Here is a 17,365-nt window from a genome sequence, read left to right on the forward strand (position 1 = left end):
CAACCCCATGCTCTACAACGCCCTCAAGCTCGCCCATGTCCTGTCCATCATCGTGTGGATCGGTGGCATGGTGTTTGCCCATTTCTTTCTGCGCCCTGCGGCGCAGTCGCTGGAGCCGCCGCAGCGCCTGCGGTTGATGCACGATGTGCTGCAGCGTTTTCTGGGCGCCGTCACCGTGGCGGTGGTCATCGTGCTCGTCAGCGGGCTGTGGATGATCGGCAACGTCGCCCGGCAGGCCGCCCAGTCGGGCGGAAGCTTTGCCATGCCGCTGGACTGGACCATCATGGCCACGCTGGGCATCGTGATGATGGCCATCTTCGGCCATATCCGTTTTGCGCTCTTTCGCCGCCTGCAACGGGCGGTGGCCGCGTCCGACTGGCCCGCAGGCGGCCAGGCCATGGCAGCGATCCGCCAGTGGGTGGCGGTGAACCTGGGCCTGGGCGTGGCCATTGTGGTCATCACCCTGCTGCTGTAACCCACGGCAACGCATTGCGCAGGCCGCTGGCCACAGTGCACCTACTTCAGGCGCGGGCAAGCCGCTGCTGACACACCCTGGTCCTGCGGCTCCTCTACCATCGGGTAACGAGGAGCCCTGCTACGTGTTCAAGTATTTCGAAAGTCGCCTTCCCCCCTATCCCCCCGCCGAACCCCATCTGCCCCCGAAGGACTTCATGGCCTTTGTGTGGGACTGCACCCGTGGCCTGCGCGGCTACGTGGTGGCCATGGCGGCGTTGTCAGCAGCCATTGCCGTGTTCGAGGCCCTGCTGTTTGCGGTGCTCGGCCACGTGGTGGATTGGTTGTCTACCGTGGCGCCCCATGCGCTGTGGGCAGAGCACAAAGGGGCGATCCTGGGCATCGTCGCGCTGCTGATGGGCACGCTGGTGCTGGTCTCCTGGCAAACCAGCCTCAAGCACCAGGTGCTGGCCATCAACTTTCCGCTGCGCCTGCGCTGGAACTTCCACCGCCTGATGCTGGGCCAGAGCATGGCCTTCTATGCCGACGAGTTCGCGGGCCGTATCACCACCAAGATCATGCAGACCGCGCTGGCCGTGCGCGACATGATCTTCACCACCACCGATGTGGTGATCGGCATGGGCATCTACCTGGTCACCATCCTCGTGTTGCTGGCGGGGTTCGATGCGCGGCTGATTGTGCCGTTTGCGCTCTGGATCGTGGCCTATGGCCTGGCCTGCTGGTACTTTGTGCCGCGCCTGGGCAAGGTGGGCAAGGCGCAGGCCGACGCGCGCTCGGTGATGACCGGGCGCATCACCGATGCCTACACCAACATCGCCACCGTCAAGCTGTTTTCGCACACGCGGCGCGAGTCCGAGTTTGCGCGGGCGGCCATGGATGCCTTCAAGCTCACGGGCTATGCACAGATGCGGCTGGTTAGCCTCTTCGAGATCGTGAACCAGGCACTGGTGGTGGCGATGATCCTGGGCGCCTGCGGCACGGCGCTGTGGCTCTGGACGCTGGGCGAGGTGGGCGCGGGCGCCGTGGCCGCCGTCATCGCCATGACGCTGCGCGTGTCGGGCCACGCCCACTGGGTGATGTGGGAGATGACCACGCTGTTCGAGAGCGTGGGCACCATCCAGGACGGCATCAACACCCTGACCAAGCCGCGCACCGTGGTCGATGCACCCGATACACAGCCGCTGCAGGTGACGCACGGCGAGGTGCGCTTCGACAACGTGAGCTTTGCCTACGAGAACCAGGGGGCTGCCTCCGGCAAGGGCCGCCCGGTCATCGATGCGCTGCAGCTCACCATCCGCCCGGGCGAAAAGATCGGTCTCATCGGCCGCTCAGGCGCGGGCAAGTCCACCCTTGTGAACCTGCTGCTGCGCTTTCACGACGTGCACGCGGGCCGCGTGCTCATCGACGGGCAGGACATTGCCCATGTCACACAAGACAGCCTGCGCCGCAACATCGGCATGGTCACGCAAGACACCTCGCTGCTGCACCGCTCCATGCGCGACAACATCCTCTATGGCCGCCCCGATGCGACCGAAGAGGACATGCATATCGCCGCCCGCCGCGCCGAGGCCGCCGAATTCATCGAAACCCTGAGCGACCTGCACGGCCGCACCGGCTACGACGCCCAGGTGGGCGAACGCGGCGTGAAGCTCTCGGGCGGCCAGCGCCAGCGCGTGGCCATTGCGCGCGTGATGCTCAAGGACGCGCCCATCCTGCTGCTGGACGAAGCCACCAGCGCGCTCGACTCCGAGGTCGAGGCCGCCATCCAGCAAAGCCTGGACAGCCTGATGGAAGGCAAGACCGTGATCGCCATTGCGCACCGGCTGTCCACCATCGCAGCCATGGACCGGCTCATCGTGCTGGACGCTGGCCGCATCGTGGAGGAAGGCACCCATGTGCAGTTGCTGGCGCTGGGGGGCGTGTATGCGCGGCTGTGGGGCCACCAGAGCGGCGGGTTCCTGGGCGAGTCGGACGAAGACTAAGGGTCTGTTTGCGATCTCGCAGGGGATCGCGTTGGAGCGCCATCGTGATGGACGTGGACGCTTCGGATGCGCTGCATGGCCTCATGCCCATGCAAGCTGCCGGGGCGCCAAAGCTTCGAGTTCATCCGCCCGATTTCGCTCCAAGCCTGCGGGCAGTGGTCTTTGCGGGTAGTCTGCGGCGTTGCGGCGCTTGTGGATAGCCGGGCTATCCACTGCACACCGCGCCTGGCACCCTATCCCGCAAAGACCGCTGTGCGCCCCCGGGGAGATCGTAAACAGGCTCCAAGCCACCTGGGTACATATTCCGGATGCACCTGAACACTGAGTTCGTTTCGACCAGACCACTCCGCCGGCACCGCTCACAGGCCGCCCCCCCCTTTTCAGGTGCTCTTCTACGGCAGAATTCGGCCAAAGGCCGTCCTTCGCATCGATGCCACAACTCTGACCGTTGAGCAGCCAAGCGGCCCCTCCGGTTTAGTCAGCTTGCAGCCAATCGGCAAGCGATCTTGCCGGTTCTCTGAGATCCGTCACAGTAAGCCCTTATCCGCTGCCAATGCCGAGCCGCAATAGGACGATAAGATCATCGTGACGTTCATCATCGCAACAAGAATTGACCCAATGCAAACCTCGAATCTGACACTTTCTGGCGGTTGCGCAGGGACCGCCCCCGTCACTGCGTCGACGGCTGCTGCGGCCTGGCGCAGATCGGCGCAAGTCTTGATCACGACGTTCTTTGCCTGCGTCTTGCCCGATCCGGTCATCGCGGATCAGGTACCTACAGCGCCACAAGCTGCCGCCCCCTCAACCGCTGCAGAGTTGCGGTCGATCTACGAAGACTATCGGAGGAACTACGTCGCTTTTCGCTTGCTCGAGGCGAAACAGGATCTCGAACGCTACATTTTCTCGGCCGAGCAAGCGAACGACGCAGGCTCTCAATCCAGCGGAAGGATGCTGCTCGCAGATTTGTTGAACCGCCAAGGCAATATAGAGGGGGCGCTCGTCCAGGCAGAGCTAGCGTTAAAGTTTGCACGCAAGTCCGACAGCGCCTTGGTGGAAGCCAACGCCTGGCAAGTGATCGGAGACATACGCGAAAGCAAGGGTGACCTCAAGGCTGCCACCACCGCGCGGGAGCAAGCACTGGTCTTGGCCAAGCGAGCCGGCGACCAGCGTGGAGTGGCCGACTTGTACAGTGCTTTGGCTCAGCGCGACAAACTCGAAGGTCGGTCCAAAGATGCGGAAGAGCGCTACTTGGAAGCGGCAAAAACGTACCGTGAACTCGGCGACGCTACTGGAGAAAGCACTGCACTGCGTCAACTTGCGGACATCTCGATCGCGCGAGGCCAATATGTCAAAGGACGGGAACAGGCCGAACGCGCCCTGAGCGTGGCGATTGCGGGGAAGGATCGTCAGGCCGAGGCGCATGCTCTTCGCGAACTCGGGTGGCTCGCTGCAGTTGAACGCAAGATCCCGGAAGCCTACACTCGATACGCCGAGGCGCTGGCAATCTATCTGAACATCGGCGATGCGCAGGGCGAGGCAAACGTCTACTACAGCTGGGGCGAAATTTCCCGCGTCTATACGCAGTCTGGTGAGGGCCGCGAGAGGTACGAGAAGGCGCTTGCAATCTATCAGAGGCTTGGCGATCGCCAGGGGCAGGCGAACGCGCTCAAGGGTGTTGCAGAGTTGAACCGGCTGCTTGGCTTGTCAGGGCCGGCGCGGAAGCAGTACGAACAGGCAGCTGAACTCTTTCACTCGTTGCGAAGTACACAGGGCGAAGCTGATTCGTACCTGGGCATTGGGGAACTGGAGCAAACCCAGAACCACTACCCAGCGGCGCGTGCTAGCTACGACCGTGCGTTGAAGATCTACCAGGATCGAGATCAACCGGCGGGGCAGGCCCGAGTCCTGCGGTCGATCGCACGACTCGAGGGATCGCGGAACAATCTTCCGGCAGTCGATCACTCCCTCGCCGAGGCTAAGCGCCTGTCTCAGCAGTCAGGGGATCTTACTGGCATTGCCAGTGCGCTGGTCCTGTACGGGCACCTTTACAAGATGCAGGGAAAGGTGGATCAAGCCCGCAAGAGCTACGACGAGGCGCGCGCTGCATACGCCAGCGCGGGCCAGGAATTGGGGGAAGCGCAAGCCCTGCGTTACACCGGCCTGCTGTTAGCCGACGCCAGCGATCTCAAGTCTGCACAAGCAGCCTTCGAATCCGCGCTGCCCATCATGAATCGCAATGGTGACCGACTTGGGGAAGCAAACCTCAAGCGCAGCCTTGCAGGCATCTACGCCAAGCAGGGGCGCGTCGCAGAGGCAAAAGGAATGCTCCTTGAAGCCATTCGAGTAATGCGCATCGCCGGAGCTAGTCGCTCAGAAGCTTCGACTCTCAGTGATCTGGCCAAGTTGCAGTTCGACGAAGACAATCCGAGAGTCGCACGAGAAACGCTGCTAAACGCCTTGCAGATAGCGGAAGGCGCCAAGGACGAAGGCCAGATTGCCGTAGCCAACGAGCTGCTTGGGCGAATTGCTGTGAATACAGGCGACAGATCCGAGGCTCGAGGTCGCTTGCAACGAGCGATGAAGATCTACTCGAACATGGGTCGAGAAGGTGCGGCAAGCGGCATTAGGGAGGTTCTTGTTGAGCAAGGCATGCTCTAGTGCGAACTTGAAGACGAAAAGTGCCTATCGCAAGCCATACTGCGCAGAGTCAGCTTTCGAGGAGACCGGTCGTTGAGTGGTTCGCCAGCGAAGGGCAGCTCTCAGTCTGAGCTGTCGCTCGCGCCGGCATTCCGAATGACAGCAGATGGTCGCTTGCGACCGCTGACGGAGGGTACCTGCTGTAGGCGTTCATGACGCCGGACTGACCGGTCGTCATCACCGGACTACGCACCTGGGTGACAGCCTGTCGCCCAGGCGGCTGTGCAGCGGGTGCGGTGTCCTTACGGTGGAGGTTTTCAACGACCGGATGGAAGCCCACCCATGATCAAAGTCACTGCCGTTTACCGCTGGCGCGAAGGCGCCTCCTTCAACCACGACTACTACCACAGCGAGCACATGCGCATCGCCCGCGCGGCGCTGCAGCCCCTGGGCCTGGTGCGACTGGAGAGCGACCGCGTGCTCTACCCAGGCGAGCCGCGCCCGGGCCAGGTCGTGGCGCTGACCAATGCCTTCTTCAGCGACCTGAAACAGGCCCAGACTGCGGCCAAGCAGACCATGGCCGAACTGGCGGCCGACATCCCCAACTACACCAACATCCAGCCGGAGTCTTACTTCGCGCAAATGCTGCCGCACCAAGTGCAGGGCGTTTAACGCCGCCCTTTTTGCGCAAATGCGGAACCGGGTGGCCGCAGCCACCCGGATTTAGTTGATAATTCATTCTCATTAAAAGCCACCCCACAGCAAACCTCCATGGAACGATTCACCCGGCAACGCACAGCGATCTATGCCGTGGTCGCTGGCGCGCAACGTCCGCTGTCGCCGCAGGAGATCCTGGAGACCGCCCAGGTGTCGGTGGAGGGGCTGGGTCTGGCCACGGTCTACCGCAACCTCAAAGCGCTGCTGGAAGATGGCGCCATCGAAGTGGTGCAACTGCCCGGCGAGAGCCCACGCTACGAGCCCGCAGGCCAGTCGCACCACCACCACTTCCAGTGCACACAGTGTGCGCGTGTGTTTGATGTGCATGCCTGCCCGGGCGACTTGAAGGGGCTGGCGCCACAAGGGTTCCAGGTGCAGCGCCATGAACTGACGCTCTACGGCCTGTGTGCGGATTGCGCGCAGGCAGCATGAGCGCGAGGGCCGTCGCATTGCCCCGCCCCCAGGCGGGGCTACCCCAGTGGCAGGCCACCGCGCTGCTGTGCGCGTGGTGCGCCTTGTGCATTTTGTTTGCGCAGACACTTGGGCTGGTGCATGGCATTGCACACGGCCCGATCCACGGGGATGTTGGCACGCAGATCACACAGGCTGTGGCGGCCCACGCTGAGCAGTCCCACCATGCCCCTGGCAATGCGCAGGTCGCGCCGGATGCGTTGGAAGCCCTCTTCCCCCAGCACGAAGACGCCGAAGACTGTCGCTTGCTCGACGCCCTGGGCCAGCAGCCGGGCGCCGCAATGGCCTGGCCTGTGCACCCGCCTGCAGTGCCCCCGTGCATGCAACGGCTGAGGCGCCTGGAAGGCGCGTTTGTGGCTCGCTGGGCCACGCTGTTTGACGCGCGCGGGCCGCCCTTGTCTCACTGAACCCCTCGGTAAACCACCTGCGACCGGCAGGCATGCGCAAGCGCGCATGTACCCCTGCGCCCATGCACCCCTATCGGGCCGCATCGATCTATTCAGTGAGAAAAAACCATGAAACATTCATCCCTTCAGGGCGGCCTGGCGCTGTCCCTCGTTTTGGCATTGGCCGCCTGCGGCGGCGGCAGTGGCGGCAGCAGTGAAGCCCCGCACCAGGACACCCGCATCGACACCGCAGGCCGCTTGGCCGTGGCCGAAGACGCCGCCACCGCGCTGCGCATCTTTGACCTGGACAGCAGCGCCGTGGTGGCTAACATCCCCCTGGCCAACCCGCCGTCTGCCGTGTATGCCAGCCCCGGTCGGCGCTATGCGCTGGCCTTCCAGCGGCCGCAGGACATGGTGCAGATCGCCGATGCCGGCCTCTGGCAGGAAGACCATGGCGACCACCTGCACGACTACAAGGCCGCGCCCAAGCTGCTGAGTTTCCGCATCACCGGCCCGCAGCCCACCCACTACGATGACCGCGCGGGCCAGGCCAGCATCTTCATGGATGGCCGCGCGCCGTCGGCCGTGGCCTCGGCCACCGTCTTCCAGGATGCCGACCTGGGCGCTGGCCGCGTGGGCGCAAGCATCAACTTTGCACAGCCCATGCATGGTTTTGCCGAGCCTAATGGCAACTTCCTGGTCGCCACCTACCGAGCGCCCGACGCCACAGGCCCCACCCAGGTCGAGGTCTACGGCCGCCAGGGTGCGCAGTTCACGCTGGTGCGGCGCCTGGACGCGCAGTGCCCCAGCATGCACGGCAGCTTTACCAGCGGCGGCACCACCGTGAGCGGCTGCGCCGACGGCGTGCTGGCCGTGTCGCCCCAGGCCACGGGCGCGGCCGCCGCCACCAAGATCGCCACCCCCACGGGCGTGGGCACCATTGCGGGCCACCCCAAGCTGGGCGCGCGTTTCATTGGCATTGGCAATGCAGGCACGCCCTCCACCACGCGCTTCTACGACATCGACACGGCAGCAGGCACAGCCACCCCGGTGGCCATCACCGGCTGGGCCGACGGGCGCCTGCGCCGCGCGCACGGGTTTGACCGTGCGGGACGCACCTTCTTTGTGCTGGACGACACCGGCGCCCTGCATGCGCTGGAGCGGGGGGCCACAGGCTGGGTGGTCAAAAAATCCATCACGGGTGCCATCCCCACCATGCCCACGACGGCACCGTTCCCGGCATTTGCGGCCAACGAGGCGCGCGATGAGATCTACCTCTCCGACCCTGGCGCGCGCCAGCTGGTGGCCGTCAACACCACCACCCTCGAAGTGGCGCGCCGCACCGCGCTGGACTTTCGCCCCACCTACCTTGCCTGGCTGGGGATCGCGCGCTAAGAACGGCTAACAAAGCCCTTCTGGCGTCGTTGCCCCGTCTTGTCGTACTCCTCGTACTGCCTGCGACGCGGCGTCTGCTTTGTTGCGTGGCTTGCCCATAGATGACTATGGGCTGCGCCCCGCTTCGCGCATCCATCCGCATTGCGGGGTCAGCGCGTGGGGGTATTGATTGATGACACGCCCTAGCGTGCGCGAAAGGCCTTGAACAGCAGCCCCAGGCACACCGCCATGCCCAGCATCGGGATGGCGGAAAGCAGTGCCACTACGGCGCGTGCCAGGGGCGACCAGTCAAAGTCGCGCGCCGTGCGCCAGGCGCCGAAGGCCGCCACCAGGCCCAGGGCGAGCATGCCCATGCGGAAACTCGCGCCGGGCTTGAAGAAGGCGATGAGTAGCACAACGTTGGCCACGCCCACCACCAGGGCCAGGTGGCCCAGGTGCAGCGAGAAGCCCGAGCGGCTGCCCGCGCCCTGGCGGCCTGCGTGTTCTGCCTCGTCGTCCTCGTCTTCCTCGCGTGTACTGCGCGCACGGCTGGGCGCCGGCCCCGGCACGGGTGGCGCGGGCCGGGGGGCCTGCGGCGCCGCACCACCGGCGCGGCCCCAGTCCGATGCCGACAACCCGGCAGCGGCAACCGAGGCTGCAACCGCTGCCACCGCAGTGGGCGCAGCGCCCCCTGGCGCCGCCACGGCGGCCCCCAGCCCGCGCTGCTGCAGCACCGCCCGCAGGCGCCCAGGTTCGCGCAAGGCAGCCACCAGGGCGCGCACGGGGCTCTGTTCGTTGGGTGCAATGCGCAGGTCCGCCACCTGCATGGTGGTGCCGCGCGTGTTGGCCAGCATGAACAGCGCCTTGGCCACCTGCACATCCTTGGGGCCGCCCTTGCCACTCTCCACGAACGTGCCCAGGTTGTAGGTGGCGTCAGCATGGCCTTCTTCGGCAGCCTGGGCGTACCAGGCGCGCGCCTGGGCCAAATTGACAGGCCCGCCATAGCGGCCATGCTCGTCGCTGGTGCCAAGGTGGAAGGCGGCGTGTGGGTCGCCCTCGCGCGCGTACCAGCCAGGCAGGTCGCGCAGGGGGTTGCCCGTCCACACCACCGGCGCTGCCGCAGCCGACGCGTGCGAGGCTGGCGCCAGGGGCGCGAGGCTCAGGCCGCCGGGCGATTCCGCCTCTTCCTGCGCCTGCTGCTTTTTCTGCGCCCGCAGCCGTTGCTCCTGCGCGGCTGCGTTCCACTTCGCGGCCTCCTGCATGTCCACCGGCCCGCCCCAGCCCCGCTCGAACATCAGGGCCAGCAGACGCTTGGCGGGCTCGTGGTCCCATTCGGCGGCACGCTGGCACCAATAGCGGGCGTTTTCGAAGTTGGGCTGCTCCCAGCCGATCACGACATCCAGCGCGTGCAGGAAAGCCGCGACCTCATGCCCCTGTGCTGCGGCGGGCTCCAGGGCGTCGGTGGCTTCGATGCGCTTGCGCGAGTACAGCGCCAGTTGCTGGCTGCGGGCCACGGCGTCGTCCACCGCCTTGCGGTCGTTGTCGATGATCTGCAGCAGTGGTTCGCCCGGCGCTGACTTCAGGCGCGCCATCAGCACCTGGATGCGTGCCTTGGCCTCGTCGGGAAAACGCTGGAAGAACGCCTGGGCATCCTTGCGGGTCTCTGCGTCGTGGGCGCCCATGAGCTGTAGCGCTGCGGCCAGATCGAAGTGCCTGCGCTGGCCCATGGTGCCAAAACGCAAGGCACGGCCCAGGGCATAGAGGGCGTGGGGGTTGCCGCGCGCAGCCCAGTGGCGGTATTCAGCCCAGGCGGTGGCGTCGTCGCCCGCCTTGCGGGCGCGCGCCGCACGCTGCACGGGCAGATCGGGCTCTTCGGGCGCATCGCCGTTGGCCAGGTAGTGCACGCCGCTTTGTGGGTCGTACAGGTTCAGGCCCAGGCGCACTGCCTGCTCCCAGCCATCGTCAAACGGAGCGCCCCAATCCGAAGCGCGGGTGTTGATGCCCACGCCCCAGGTCGGGTCGGTCATTTCAGGGCCACCAAGGTAGATGTCCCAGAACCCGGGAGAGCGCTGCTCGACGGCCTGGGCCCAGGCCGCGAACTTGGGGTTCATCGGCACCTGGGGGCCCGCCTCCGCACGCTCGTACTGCGCGTCCGCCTCGGCCTTGGTGGTGGGCCAGGGCCAATCGGCGGGCTTTTCCCAGATCTGGATGGTGTAGCTCACAGGTCCCTCCTCGGATGCCGCCGGTTGTGCGGCGTGTTGTGGTGTTGTCTTTCGTCAAGCGCGAGCGAATTCTAGGAGCGGCCCCCCGCCACGCTCCAGAGGCGCACCCCACCAGTTTGTCCAGTGACGCACCCGCACCACACCCGGATGTTGGCACGCAGTTTTGGGTAAAAATGGGCCTCTGCGCGCGTCCATCAAGCCCAAATAGCTCCTATTTTTATAGCAAACCTATGTCCCAGCCGCCACGCCCTGCCCTCGCTCTCGCCATGCCTGTGCCCACCGGCGATCAGCTCAAGGCCGCCCGCACTGCCGCCGGGCTGAGCCAGGCCCAGGCGGCCGAACTCATGGGCTACCCGCTGCAGACCGGCAGCCGGGGCGGCGTGCAGTCGCGCACCTGGCAGGCGCTGGAGAGCATGAGCGACGAGCGCAACATGCAGGGGCCGGTGTTTGCAATGTTTCTGCTGCTGACGGGGCAGCACCCCGATTTCCACTTGGAACGCAACAAGCGGCCAGACAGCGCGCACGGCCCAGAAGCGGCAGACGGCAAGGGAACTGCCTCTTCCAAATAGTCGCCCCGCCGCGCACCGCCCGTGGCCCGAGAGACTGGCGCGGCCCAGGCCAGTGCCCCCGCGCAAGGGCCGCCAAGCCGCGCATGCGGCGCTTCGCTTGCGTGCGCTGGGGGCGTCCCCCTCCCGCGCAGCGAGAGAGGGGGAAGGCGCGAAGCGACTCAGGGGGTGCCCCCCTTCTTCAATCTACCTTGATGTTTGCCGCCTTGATCACCTGGGCCCACTTCTCCACCTCGGCCTTCTGGAAAGCGGCGATCTGCGTGGTGTTGAGGTCGGCGGGCTCCATGCCAAAGCCCTTCAGGCGGGTCTGCATGTCGGGCTGGGCCAGGATCTTGCGAATCTCGTCGTACAGGCGCGAGACGATGGGCGCGGGCGTGGCGGCGGGCACAAAGATGGCCTGCCACGACTGCACCTGGAAGTCGGCCAGGCCGTTCACCCCAGACTCGGCCACGGTGGGCACGTCGGGCATCGAGGCCAGGCGCTTGGGCGAGGTGACGGCAATGGCGCGCAGCTTGCCGCTCTGGATGTGCGGGGCAGCCACCACGGTGGTGTCGAACATCATGTCCACCTGGCCGCTGATCACGTCCTGGATGGCTGGGCCGCTGCCCTTGTAGGGGATATGGGTGAACTTCACGCCCGACTTGTAGGCCAGCAGCTCCACCGCCAGGTGCTGCGAGCTTCCGGTGCCTGCCGACGCCGACGACAAACCGCCGTCCTTGCCCTTGGCCGCAGCCAGCACGTCCTTGAGGGTTTTGTGCGGGCTGCTGGCGGCCACCACCAGCACCACGGGGTTGGTGCCGATCAGCGTCACGGGGCTGAAGGACTTGATGGGGTCATAACCCAGCTTGGGATACAGGCTGATGTTGATGGCGTGCGAGCTGACGGTGCCGCCCAGCAGGGTGTAGCCATCGAGCGCCGCGCGCGCTGCGGCCTCCGAGCCCACGCTGCCTGCCGCACCGCCCTTGTTCTCCACCACCACCGTGGTGCCCAGCACGGGTCCCAGTTGCTGGCCGATGAGTCGGCCCAGTGTGTCGGTGGTGCCGCCTGCGGCAAAGGGCACCACGTAGCTGATGGTCTTGCCCGTAGGCCAGGTGCCCTGGGCGGCGGCGGGCAGGCCGATGAAGCCCACGGCAGCGGCGAGGGCCGCCGTGTGGATGAGGTGTCTGCGTTGCATGGTCAAAAGTCTCCTGGTGTGTCAAAGGTGAATGAGGGCTGATGGACGGGGCCGCTCTGGCGCGGCGGCTGGCGTCCAGCAAGGGTCAAGGCAAATCAACAATCTCGACCCAGTTGGGGTTCTTGCCTGCAGGCACGCGCGTGGCGGTGCCAGGGATTCCGGTGGCGGGGTCGATGGGGTGCAGCGCAATGTGGTGCGACTCCTGCCCTGCCGCGATCAGAAAGCGGCCTGACGGGTCCACGGCAAAGCCGCGCGGGGTTTTTTCGGTAGGCACCTGGCCCAGCGGCTGCAGCTGGCCGGTGGCGGCATCCACGCGGAAGCTACTGAGCGTGCTGGAGGTGCGCTCGGACGCATACAGCGTACGACCGTCGGGCGACAGGTGAATGTCGGCCGCCCAGGGCTTGCCGGTAAAGCCTGCGGGCAGCGTGGTGGTGCGCTGCACGGCACGCAGCGTGCCACGCTCCTTGTCGTAGGCCATCACATGCACCGAGGCGTCCAGCTCGTTCAGCAAATACAGGCTGCGCTGGGCCTTGTCCCATACAAAGTGGCGCGGGCCCGACTTTTCAGGGGTCACCGTGGTCAGCGCGGGCTCGTGTGCCGTGAGCTTGCCGGTCTCGGCGTCAAAGCGCCAGGCCGAGAGGTTGTCGCCCCCCAGGCTGGTGGCCAGCACATGGCGGTTGGCCGCATCGGCGTGGATGGCGTGCGCGTGGGGCGCCGTGGGGATGAGCTGCTGCACCGCACCCACCGCCCCATCCTTGCCAATGCTGTTGACCGTGATCTTGTGGCCGGGGTACGAGGCCGCAAACAGCCAGCGGCCCGTGGCATCGGTGTCGATGTTGGCCATGCTGTCGGCCAGCGGGGCCTCGCCCAGCTTGCGCAGCTTGCCGCTGGCCGGGTCGATGGCCAGGCTCACCACCCGAAACGGCTGCGAGCGCAGGGCCACATACAGCACCTTCTTGTCCGGGCTCACGGCCATGGGCATGGCCATGCCCCCGAGCGCGGTGGTGTCCACCGGCTTCAAGGCGCCCGCGCTGCGGTCCAGCTCGAACACCGACACATCCTGGCTGTCGGCGTTGGACACATAGACCCAGGTGGCCGCCCCAACCCCGGGCGCAGCCAGGGCCAGCGCAAGGGCGGCCAAAGGCGCCAGGCGCCCAAGAGGCGCAAGAGGCGTAAAAGGCCCGGCTGGGCGGCGGGTGTGAAGTGCAGCGGTCATGCGGTTTTCCTTCTTCTGGTGGTGCGCAGCCTGCGGGCCGGGGGCCGCAGATATGCGATGTCTCGGTGCTGGGGTGCCTTCTTCGGGGCGGGTCCGGTGGCCCCGCAGCCCATGGAAACCAAGGTGCTCATCCCGGGGTTGGCGCGGTTTTGTTATATGTCGTCATACAACATGGGTCGCATTGTGAACCCAACCCAGTCCATCTCACCAAAGGGATTACCCGCAGTTTTTGTGAGCGAATGACGCCCTGTTTGAGAGGCGTTTCACGGTCAAAATCGGTCCAAACGATCAGTGTTTACCCTGATTTTTTGGCCCATATGCCTGCTTTGTGATGGAGTGGCTTGTGTTTTTTTCGACCAAGTTGTACGATGACTAACAACAACCTGACAACCCGGAGACATTCCATGACCCTGAACCGCCGCGCCGTCCTTCTGGCCTGCACCGCCGCACTCGCAGCCGCCTCTGCCACCGCCCAGACCGCCGACTGGCCCGCCAAGACCCTGCGCATCGTGGTGCCCTACCCGCCCGGCGGAAGCTCGGACATCATTGCGCGCTCCATCAGCCAGGTGCTGTCCGAGTCGCTCAAACAAACCGTCATCGTCGAAAACAAGCCCGGCGCCAACGGCAACCTGGGCGCCGACTTTGTGGCCAAGGCCGAACCCGATGGCTACACCATGCTGCTGTGCGACGTGGGCGCGCTGGCCATCAGCCCCTCGGTCTACACCAAGCTGTCGTTCGACCCCTCCAAGGACCTGCGCGGCGTGACCATGCTGGCCTACTCACCCCACCTGCTGGTGGTGCATCCTTCGGTGCCGGTGAGCAACCTCAAGGAGCTGGTCGCCTATTCGAAGAAGAACGACCTGAACTTTGCCGTGACAGCCACCGGCAGCGCCCCCCACCTGGCCGGCGTGGCGCTGGAGCGCGCCAGCGGCGCGCGCTGGCAGTACATCCCCTACAAGGGCGGCGTCACCGCCATCCAGGACACCGTGGCAGGCCAGACCCAGGTGCTGATGAACGGCATGCTGGCCACCCTGCCCCAGGTGCAGAACGGCAAGCTCAAGGTACTGGGCGTGTCCAAGTCCACCCGCATGCCACTCATCGGCAACGTGCCCACCATCGCCGAACAGGGCGTGACGGGCTACGAATCCGGCACCTGGCAAGGGGTGCTGCTGCCACGCGGCACGCCCGAGGCCGTGGTGCAAAAGCTCAACAAGGCCCTCATCACCGCCATCCGCTCGCCCGAGATCCGCTCGCGCCTCGCAGGCCAGGGCGCCGAAGTCGTGACCATGACCCCCGCCGAGCAAGACCAGTTCTTTGCCAAGGAACGCGCACGCTGGGCCAGCGTGGTGACGGCCGCCAACATCAAGCTGGACTGAGCCCCTGCTCCCGCATCCCCATTTCCTCTTACCGCCCCGCACTGACATGACCCCTCAAGACCTCAAAACCATCATGGGCTCCGGCCTGCTGTCCTTCCCGATCACGGACTTCGACGAGCAAGGCAACTTCCGCCCCAAGACCTACATCGAGCGCCTGGAGTGGCTCGCCCCCTACGGCGCCAGCGCCCTGTTTGCCGCCGGTGGCACGGGGGAGTACTTCTCCCTGTCGGGCCCCGAGTACAGCCAGGTCATCAAGACGGCCGTGGACACCTGCCGGGGCAAGGTGCCGATCATTGCCGGTGCCGGTGGCCCCACCCGCACGGCCATTGCCCATGCCCAGGAGGCTGAGCGCCTGGGCGCACACGGCATCCTGCTGCTGCCCCACTACCTGACCGAAGCCGGCCAGGAGGGCCTGATCGAGCATGTGGCCCAGGTCTGTAACAGCGTGAAGTTCGGCGTGATCGTCTACAACCGCGACCGCACCAAGCTCACGGCCGACTCCCTGGCCATCCTGGCCGAGCGCTGCCCCAACCTGATCGGCTTCAAGGACGGGGTGGGCAACATCGAGACCATGTCCTCGATCTTCATGAAGATGGGCGACCGCTTCTCGTACCTGGGCGGCCTGCCCACGGCCGAGGTGTATGCAGCCGCCTACAAGGCGCTGGGCACGCCGGTGTATTCGTCGGCGGTGTTCAACTTCATTCCCAAGACGGCGATGGAGTTCTACAAGGCGGTGGCGGCCGACGACATCGCCACGCAGCACAAACTGCTCAAGGAGTTCTTCATGCCGTATCTGGCCATCCGCAACCGGGTGGAAGGCTATGGCGTGTCCATCATCAAGGCGGGTGCGCGCATCGTGGGCCATGACGGTGGGCCGGTGCGGGCGCCGCTGACGGACCTCAAGCCCCATGAGGTGGAAGAGCTGGCTGCGCTGATCAAGAAGCTCGGCCCGCAGTAAGCCCGCCCGGCCAACACCTTTGCAAGAAACCACCACGCGCCTGGCCGTGCACGGGCGTGTGGTGTTGCTTTGGCACGCCCTTCTCGTCCACAAAACCACCACAACGGAGACAGACAAGATGTTCAGGAAATTCCTTCTCGCCACCGCCGCTGCGATCGCCGTGGCCACCCTGGCGGGCTGCGCCGCCAGCGCGCCAACGGCTTCGCACTCTGCATCGGCCGAACAGGCCGTGGCCGCCGCCGCCGAGCGCCTGCGCCTGGCCATGATCGACCCCACTCCGGCCGCCCTGGCCCCGCTGGTGGCCGACGACCTGAGCTACGGCCACTCCGGCGGCCGTGTGGACACCAAGGACAGCTTCATCGGCGACCTGGTGGCAGGTAAGTCGGACTTCGTGACCATCGCCATCACCGACCAGACCATCAAGGTGGTGGGGCACACCGCCCTGGTGCGCCACACCCTCACGGCCGACACGAACGACTCGGGCAAGCCCGGCAAGGTGCAGATCAAGATCCTGGGCGTGTGGCAGCAGCAAGGCGGCCAGTGGAAGCTGCTGGCCCGCCAGGCCGTTCGCGTAAACACCTGATGCCCCCTGAGCCGCTTCGCGCCATCCCCCTCAAGGGGACGCCGCCTCTGCGGCGGGGCGGCCCTTGCACGGCGGCGCTGGCGGAGCCGCGCCCGTCTCCGTCGCACGGCGACAAGCGACACTGCGGCTCAAGTCCACCTTCTCAACATTCCAGGTTGCCCTCCATCCAATGACCACCAACGCCCAGCCCCGCATCCTGCAAATCGGCCGCCTGCCCTTGCCAGCCCTCGAAACCGAACTGGCCGCGCGCTACAGCGTGGCCTGCCTGGCGGACCAGGCCGACCCGCAGGGTTTTCTGGCGGCGCACGGTGCGGAGTTTTCGGGCGTGGTCACCACGGCGTCCATCGGGCTCCAGGGCGAGGTGATCGCAGCCCTGCCCCATCTGCAGGTCATCAGCAGCTTTGGCGTGGGCTTTGACGCGCTCGACATCGGCGCCGCCACTGCCCGGGGTGTGCAGGTGGGCTACACGCCCGGCGTGCTCAACGACTGTGTGGCCGACATGGCGTTTGCGCTGATGCTGGAAGTGTCGCGTGGCATTGCTGCCAGCGACCGGTTTGTGCGCCAGGGCCAATGGCCCAAGGCGCGGTTTGCGCTGGGCACGCGGGTGTCGGGCAAACGCCTGGGCATCGTGGGCATGGGCCGCATCGGCCAGGCCGTGGCCGAGCGCGCGGCGGGCTTCCGCATGGAGGTGGGCTACCACAACCGCCGCCCGGCCGAGGGCTGCGCGCTACCCTACTTCGAGTCGCTGACCGCACTGGCCGAGTGGGCCGACTACCTGGTGCTGACGGTGGCGGGCGGCGCGGGCACGCGCCACCTGGTCAACCGCGATGTGCTCGACGCCCTGGGCCCGCAGGGCTACCTCATCAACGTGGCGCGTGGCAGCGTGGTGGATGAGGCGGCGCTCATCGACGCCCTGGCCGAGCGCCGCATCGCCGGTGCGGGCCTGGACGTGTTCGACAACGAACCCCATGTGCCCCCCGCCCTGATGGCGCTGGACAACGTGGTGCTCACCCCCCACACCGCCAGTGCCACGCACGAAACCCGCCGTGCGATGGCGGACCTGGTGCTGGAGAACCTGCATGCGTTCTATACCTCGGGTGCCGTGCGGGTGCCGGTGCCAGGCACGGTGGCTGGCTGATCGTTGGTTTTTCAAGCTTTTTAGGCCGTTTGCGCGCGTCCATCATGCCCAATTAGCTATCAAATAAATAGCACCAAGCTCTACACCCGGG

15 protein-coding genes are annotated in these 17,365 nt (G+C 66.0%); 12 read left to right on the forward strand and 3 right to left on the reverse strand.

The features are described 5' to 3' along the window. Nucleotides 1–7: 7 nt before the first annotated feature. The 7 genes from ACYZGB_RS04060 to ACYZGB_RS04090 all read left to right on the forward strand — a co-directional run bounded on the left by ACYZGB_RS04060 (nt 8) and on the right by ACYZGB_RS04090 (nt 8,062). Complete coding sequence (locus tag ACYZGB_RS04060) at nt 8–475, forward strand: CopD family protein (protein ID WP_462386938.1); 468 nt, start codon at nt 8–10, stop codon at nt 473–475. Nucleotides 476–599: 124 nt separating this feature from the next. Next, entirely contained in the window at nt 600–2,456 is a 1,857-nt protein-coding gene (locus tag ACYZGB_RS04065) for an ABC transporter ATP-binding protein (RefSeq protein ID WP_462386939.1), read from the forward strand. Nucleotides 2,457–3,041: 585 nt separating this feature from the next. Further along, on the forward strand, nt 3,042–5,114 hold the full coding sequence (locus ACYZGB_RS04070; protein ID WP_462386940.1) for a tetratricopeptide repeat protein: 2,073 nt from the start codon (nt 3,042–3,044) through the stop codon (nt 5,112–5,114). A gap of 321 nt (nt 5,115–5,435) precedes the next feature. Beyond that, nucleotides 5,436–5,765 carry an EthD family reductase gene (locus tag ACYZGB_RS04075; RefSeq protein ID WP_462386941.1) on the forward strand — a complete coding sequence of 110 codons (330 nt, stop codon included), beginning with the start codon at nt 5,436–5,438 and terminating at the stop codon, nt 5,763–5,765. 99 nt (nt 5,766–5,864) lie between these two features. Then, nucleotides 5,865–6,242 carry a Fur family transcriptional regulator gene (locus ACYZGB_RS04080; protein WP_063460338.1) on the forward strand — a complete coding sequence of 126 codons (378 nt, stop codon included), beginning with the start codon at nt 5,865–5,867 and terminating at the stop codon, nt 6,240–6,242. A 17-nt stretch (nt 6,243–6,259) separates the two neighbouring features. Beyond that, nucleotides 6,260–6,688, forward strand: coding sequence for a hypothetical protein (locus ACYZGB_RS04085; protein ID WP_462386942.1), 429 nt, complete (start codon nt 6,260–6,262; stop codon nt 6,686–6,688). A gap of 108 nt (nt 6,689–6,796) precedes the next feature. Continuing rightward, nucleotides 6,797–8,062, forward strand: a complete 1,266-nt coding sequence (locus ACYZGB_RS04090) for a hypothetical protein (RefSeq protein WP_462386943.1) — start codon at nt 6,797–6,799, stop codon at nt 8,060–8,062. A 182-nt stretch (nt 8,063–8,244) separates the two neighbouring features. On the opposite strand, the gene ACYZGB_RS04095 is transcribed toward ACYZGB_RS04090, so the two are convergent. Further along, nucleotides 8,245–10,263: a tetratricopeptide repeat protein gene (locus ACYZGB_RS04095; RefSeq protein WP_462386944.1), complete on the reverse strand. Its 2,019-nt coding sequence runs from the start codon at nt 10,261–10,263 to the stop codon at nt 8,245–8,247. A gap of 266 nt (nt 10,264–10,529) precedes the next feature. Between ACYZGB_RS04095 and ACYZGB_RS04100 the strand changes: the two genes are divergently transcribed. After that, nucleotides 10,530–10,832: a helix-turn-helix domain-containing protein gene (locus ACYZGB_RS04100; RefSeq protein WP_462386945.1), complete on the forward strand. Its 303-nt coding sequence runs from the start codon at nt 10,530–10,532 to the stop codon at nt 10,830–10,832. Nucleotides 10,833–11,010: 178 nt separating this feature from the next. Here the strand turns inward: ACYZGB_RS04100 and ACYZGB_RS04105 are convergent, their stop codons facing one another. Together ACYZGB_RS04105 and ACYZGB_RS04110 are read right to left on the reverse strand one after the other, a co-directional pair. Next, nucleotides 11,011–12,003 (reverse strand): Bug family tripartite tricarboxylate transporter substrate binding protein, encoded by a 993-nt coding sequence (locus ACYZGB_RS04105; RefSeq protein ID WP_462386946.1) that lies wholly within the window; start codon nt 12,001–12,003, stop codon nt 11,011–11,013. Nucleotides 12,004–12,088: 85 nt separating this feature from the next. Continuing rightward, nucleotides 12,089–13,219: a lactonase family protein gene (locus ACYZGB_RS04110; RefSeq protein ID WP_462386947.1), complete on the reverse strand. Its 1,131-nt coding sequence runs from the start codon at nt 13,217–13,219 to the stop codon at nt 12,089–12,091. A gap of 404 nt (nt 13,220–13,623) precedes the next feature. On the opposite strand from ACYZGB_RS04110, the gene ACYZGB_RS04115 reads away from it, so the two are divergent. From ACYZGB_RS04115 to ACYZGB_RS04130, 4 genes are all read left to right on the forward strand, one after another. Then, nucleotides 13,624–14,595 (forward strand): Bug family tripartite tricarboxylate transporter substrate binding protein, encoded by a 972-nt coding sequence (locus ACYZGB_RS04115; RefSeq protein ID WP_409888269.1) that lies wholly within the window; start codon nt 13,624–13,626, stop codon nt 14,593–14,595. A 46-nt stretch (nt 14,596–14,641) separates the two neighbouring features. Then, nucleotides 14,642–15,553: a 5-dehydro-4-deoxyglucarate dehydratase gene (gene kdgD / locus ACYZGB_RS04120; RefSeq protein WP_462386948.1), complete on the forward strand. Its 912-nt coding sequence runs from the start codon at nt 14,642–14,644 to the stop codon at nt 15,551–15,553. Between the two features lie 118 nt (nt 15,554–15,671). After that, nucleotides 15,672–16,136, forward strand: a complete 465-nt coding sequence (locus tag ACYZGB_RS04125; RefSeq protein WP_409888285.1) for a nuclear transport factor 2 family protein — start codon at nt 15,672–15,674, stop codon at nt 16,134–16,136. A gap of 169 nt (nt 16,137–16,305) precedes the next feature. Next, on the forward strand, nt 16,306–17,274 hold the full coding sequence (locus ACYZGB_RS04130; protein ID WP_462386949.1) for a 2-hydroxyacid dehydrogenase: 969 nt from the start codon (nt 16,306–16,308) through the stop codon (nt 17,272–17,274). Nucleotides 17,275–17,365: the final 91 nt, after the last annotated feature.

This window comes from Acidovorax sp. Q11 (genome assembly GCF_054950075.1).

What these genes read in the sequence shown, in the direction of transcription:
- ACYZGB_RS04110 (WP_462386947.1), bottom strand. Translation starts at nt 13,219, where the DNA reads ATGACCGCTGCACTTCACACCCGCCGCCCAGCCGGGCCTTTTACGCCT.
- ACYZGB_RS04060 (WP_462386938.1), top strand. Translation starts at nt 8, where the DNA reads ATGCTCTACAACGCCCTCAAGCTCGCCCATGTCCTGTCCATCATCGTG.
- ACYZGB_RS04090 (WP_462386943.1), top strand. Translation starts at nt 6,797, where the DNA reads ATGAAACATTCATCCCTTCAGGGCGGCCTGGCGCTGTCCCTCGTTTTG.
- ACYZGB_RS04075 (WP_462386941.1), top strand. Translation starts at nt 5,436, where the DNA reads ATGATCAAAGTCACTGCCGTTTACCGCTGGCGCGAAGGCGCCTCCTTC.
- ACYZGB_RS04130 (WP_462386949.1), top strand. Translation starts at nt 16,306, where the DNA reads ATGACCACCAACGCCCAGCCCCGCATCCTGCAAATCGGCCGCCTGCCC.
- ACYZGB_RS04105 (WP_462386946.1), bottom strand. Translation starts at nt 12,003, where the DNA reads ATGCAACGCAGACACCTCATCCACACGGCGGCCCTCGCCGCTGCCGTG.
- ACYZGB_RS04080 (WP_063460338.1), top strand. Translation starts at nt 5,865, where the DNA reads ATGGAACGATTCACCCGGCAACGCACAGCGATCTATGCCGTGGTCGCT.
- kdgD (WP_462386948.1), top strand. Translation starts at nt 14,642, where the DNA reads ATGACCCCTCAAGACCTCAAAACCATCATGGGCTCCGGCCTGCTGTCC.
- ACYZGB_RS04125 (WP_409888285.1), top strand. Translation starts at nt 15,672, where the DNA reads ATGTTCAGGAAATTCCTTCTCGCCACCGCCGCTGCGATCGCCGTGGCC.
- ACYZGB_RS04115 (WP_409888269.1), top strand. Translation starts at nt 13,624, where the DNA reads ATGACCCTGAACCGCCGCGCCGTCCTTCTGGCCTGCACCGCCGCACTC.
- ACYZGB_RS04100 (WP_462386945.1), top strand. Translation starts at nt 10,530, where the DNA reads ATGCCTGTGCCCACCGGCGATCAGCTCAAGGCCGCCCGCACTGCCGCC.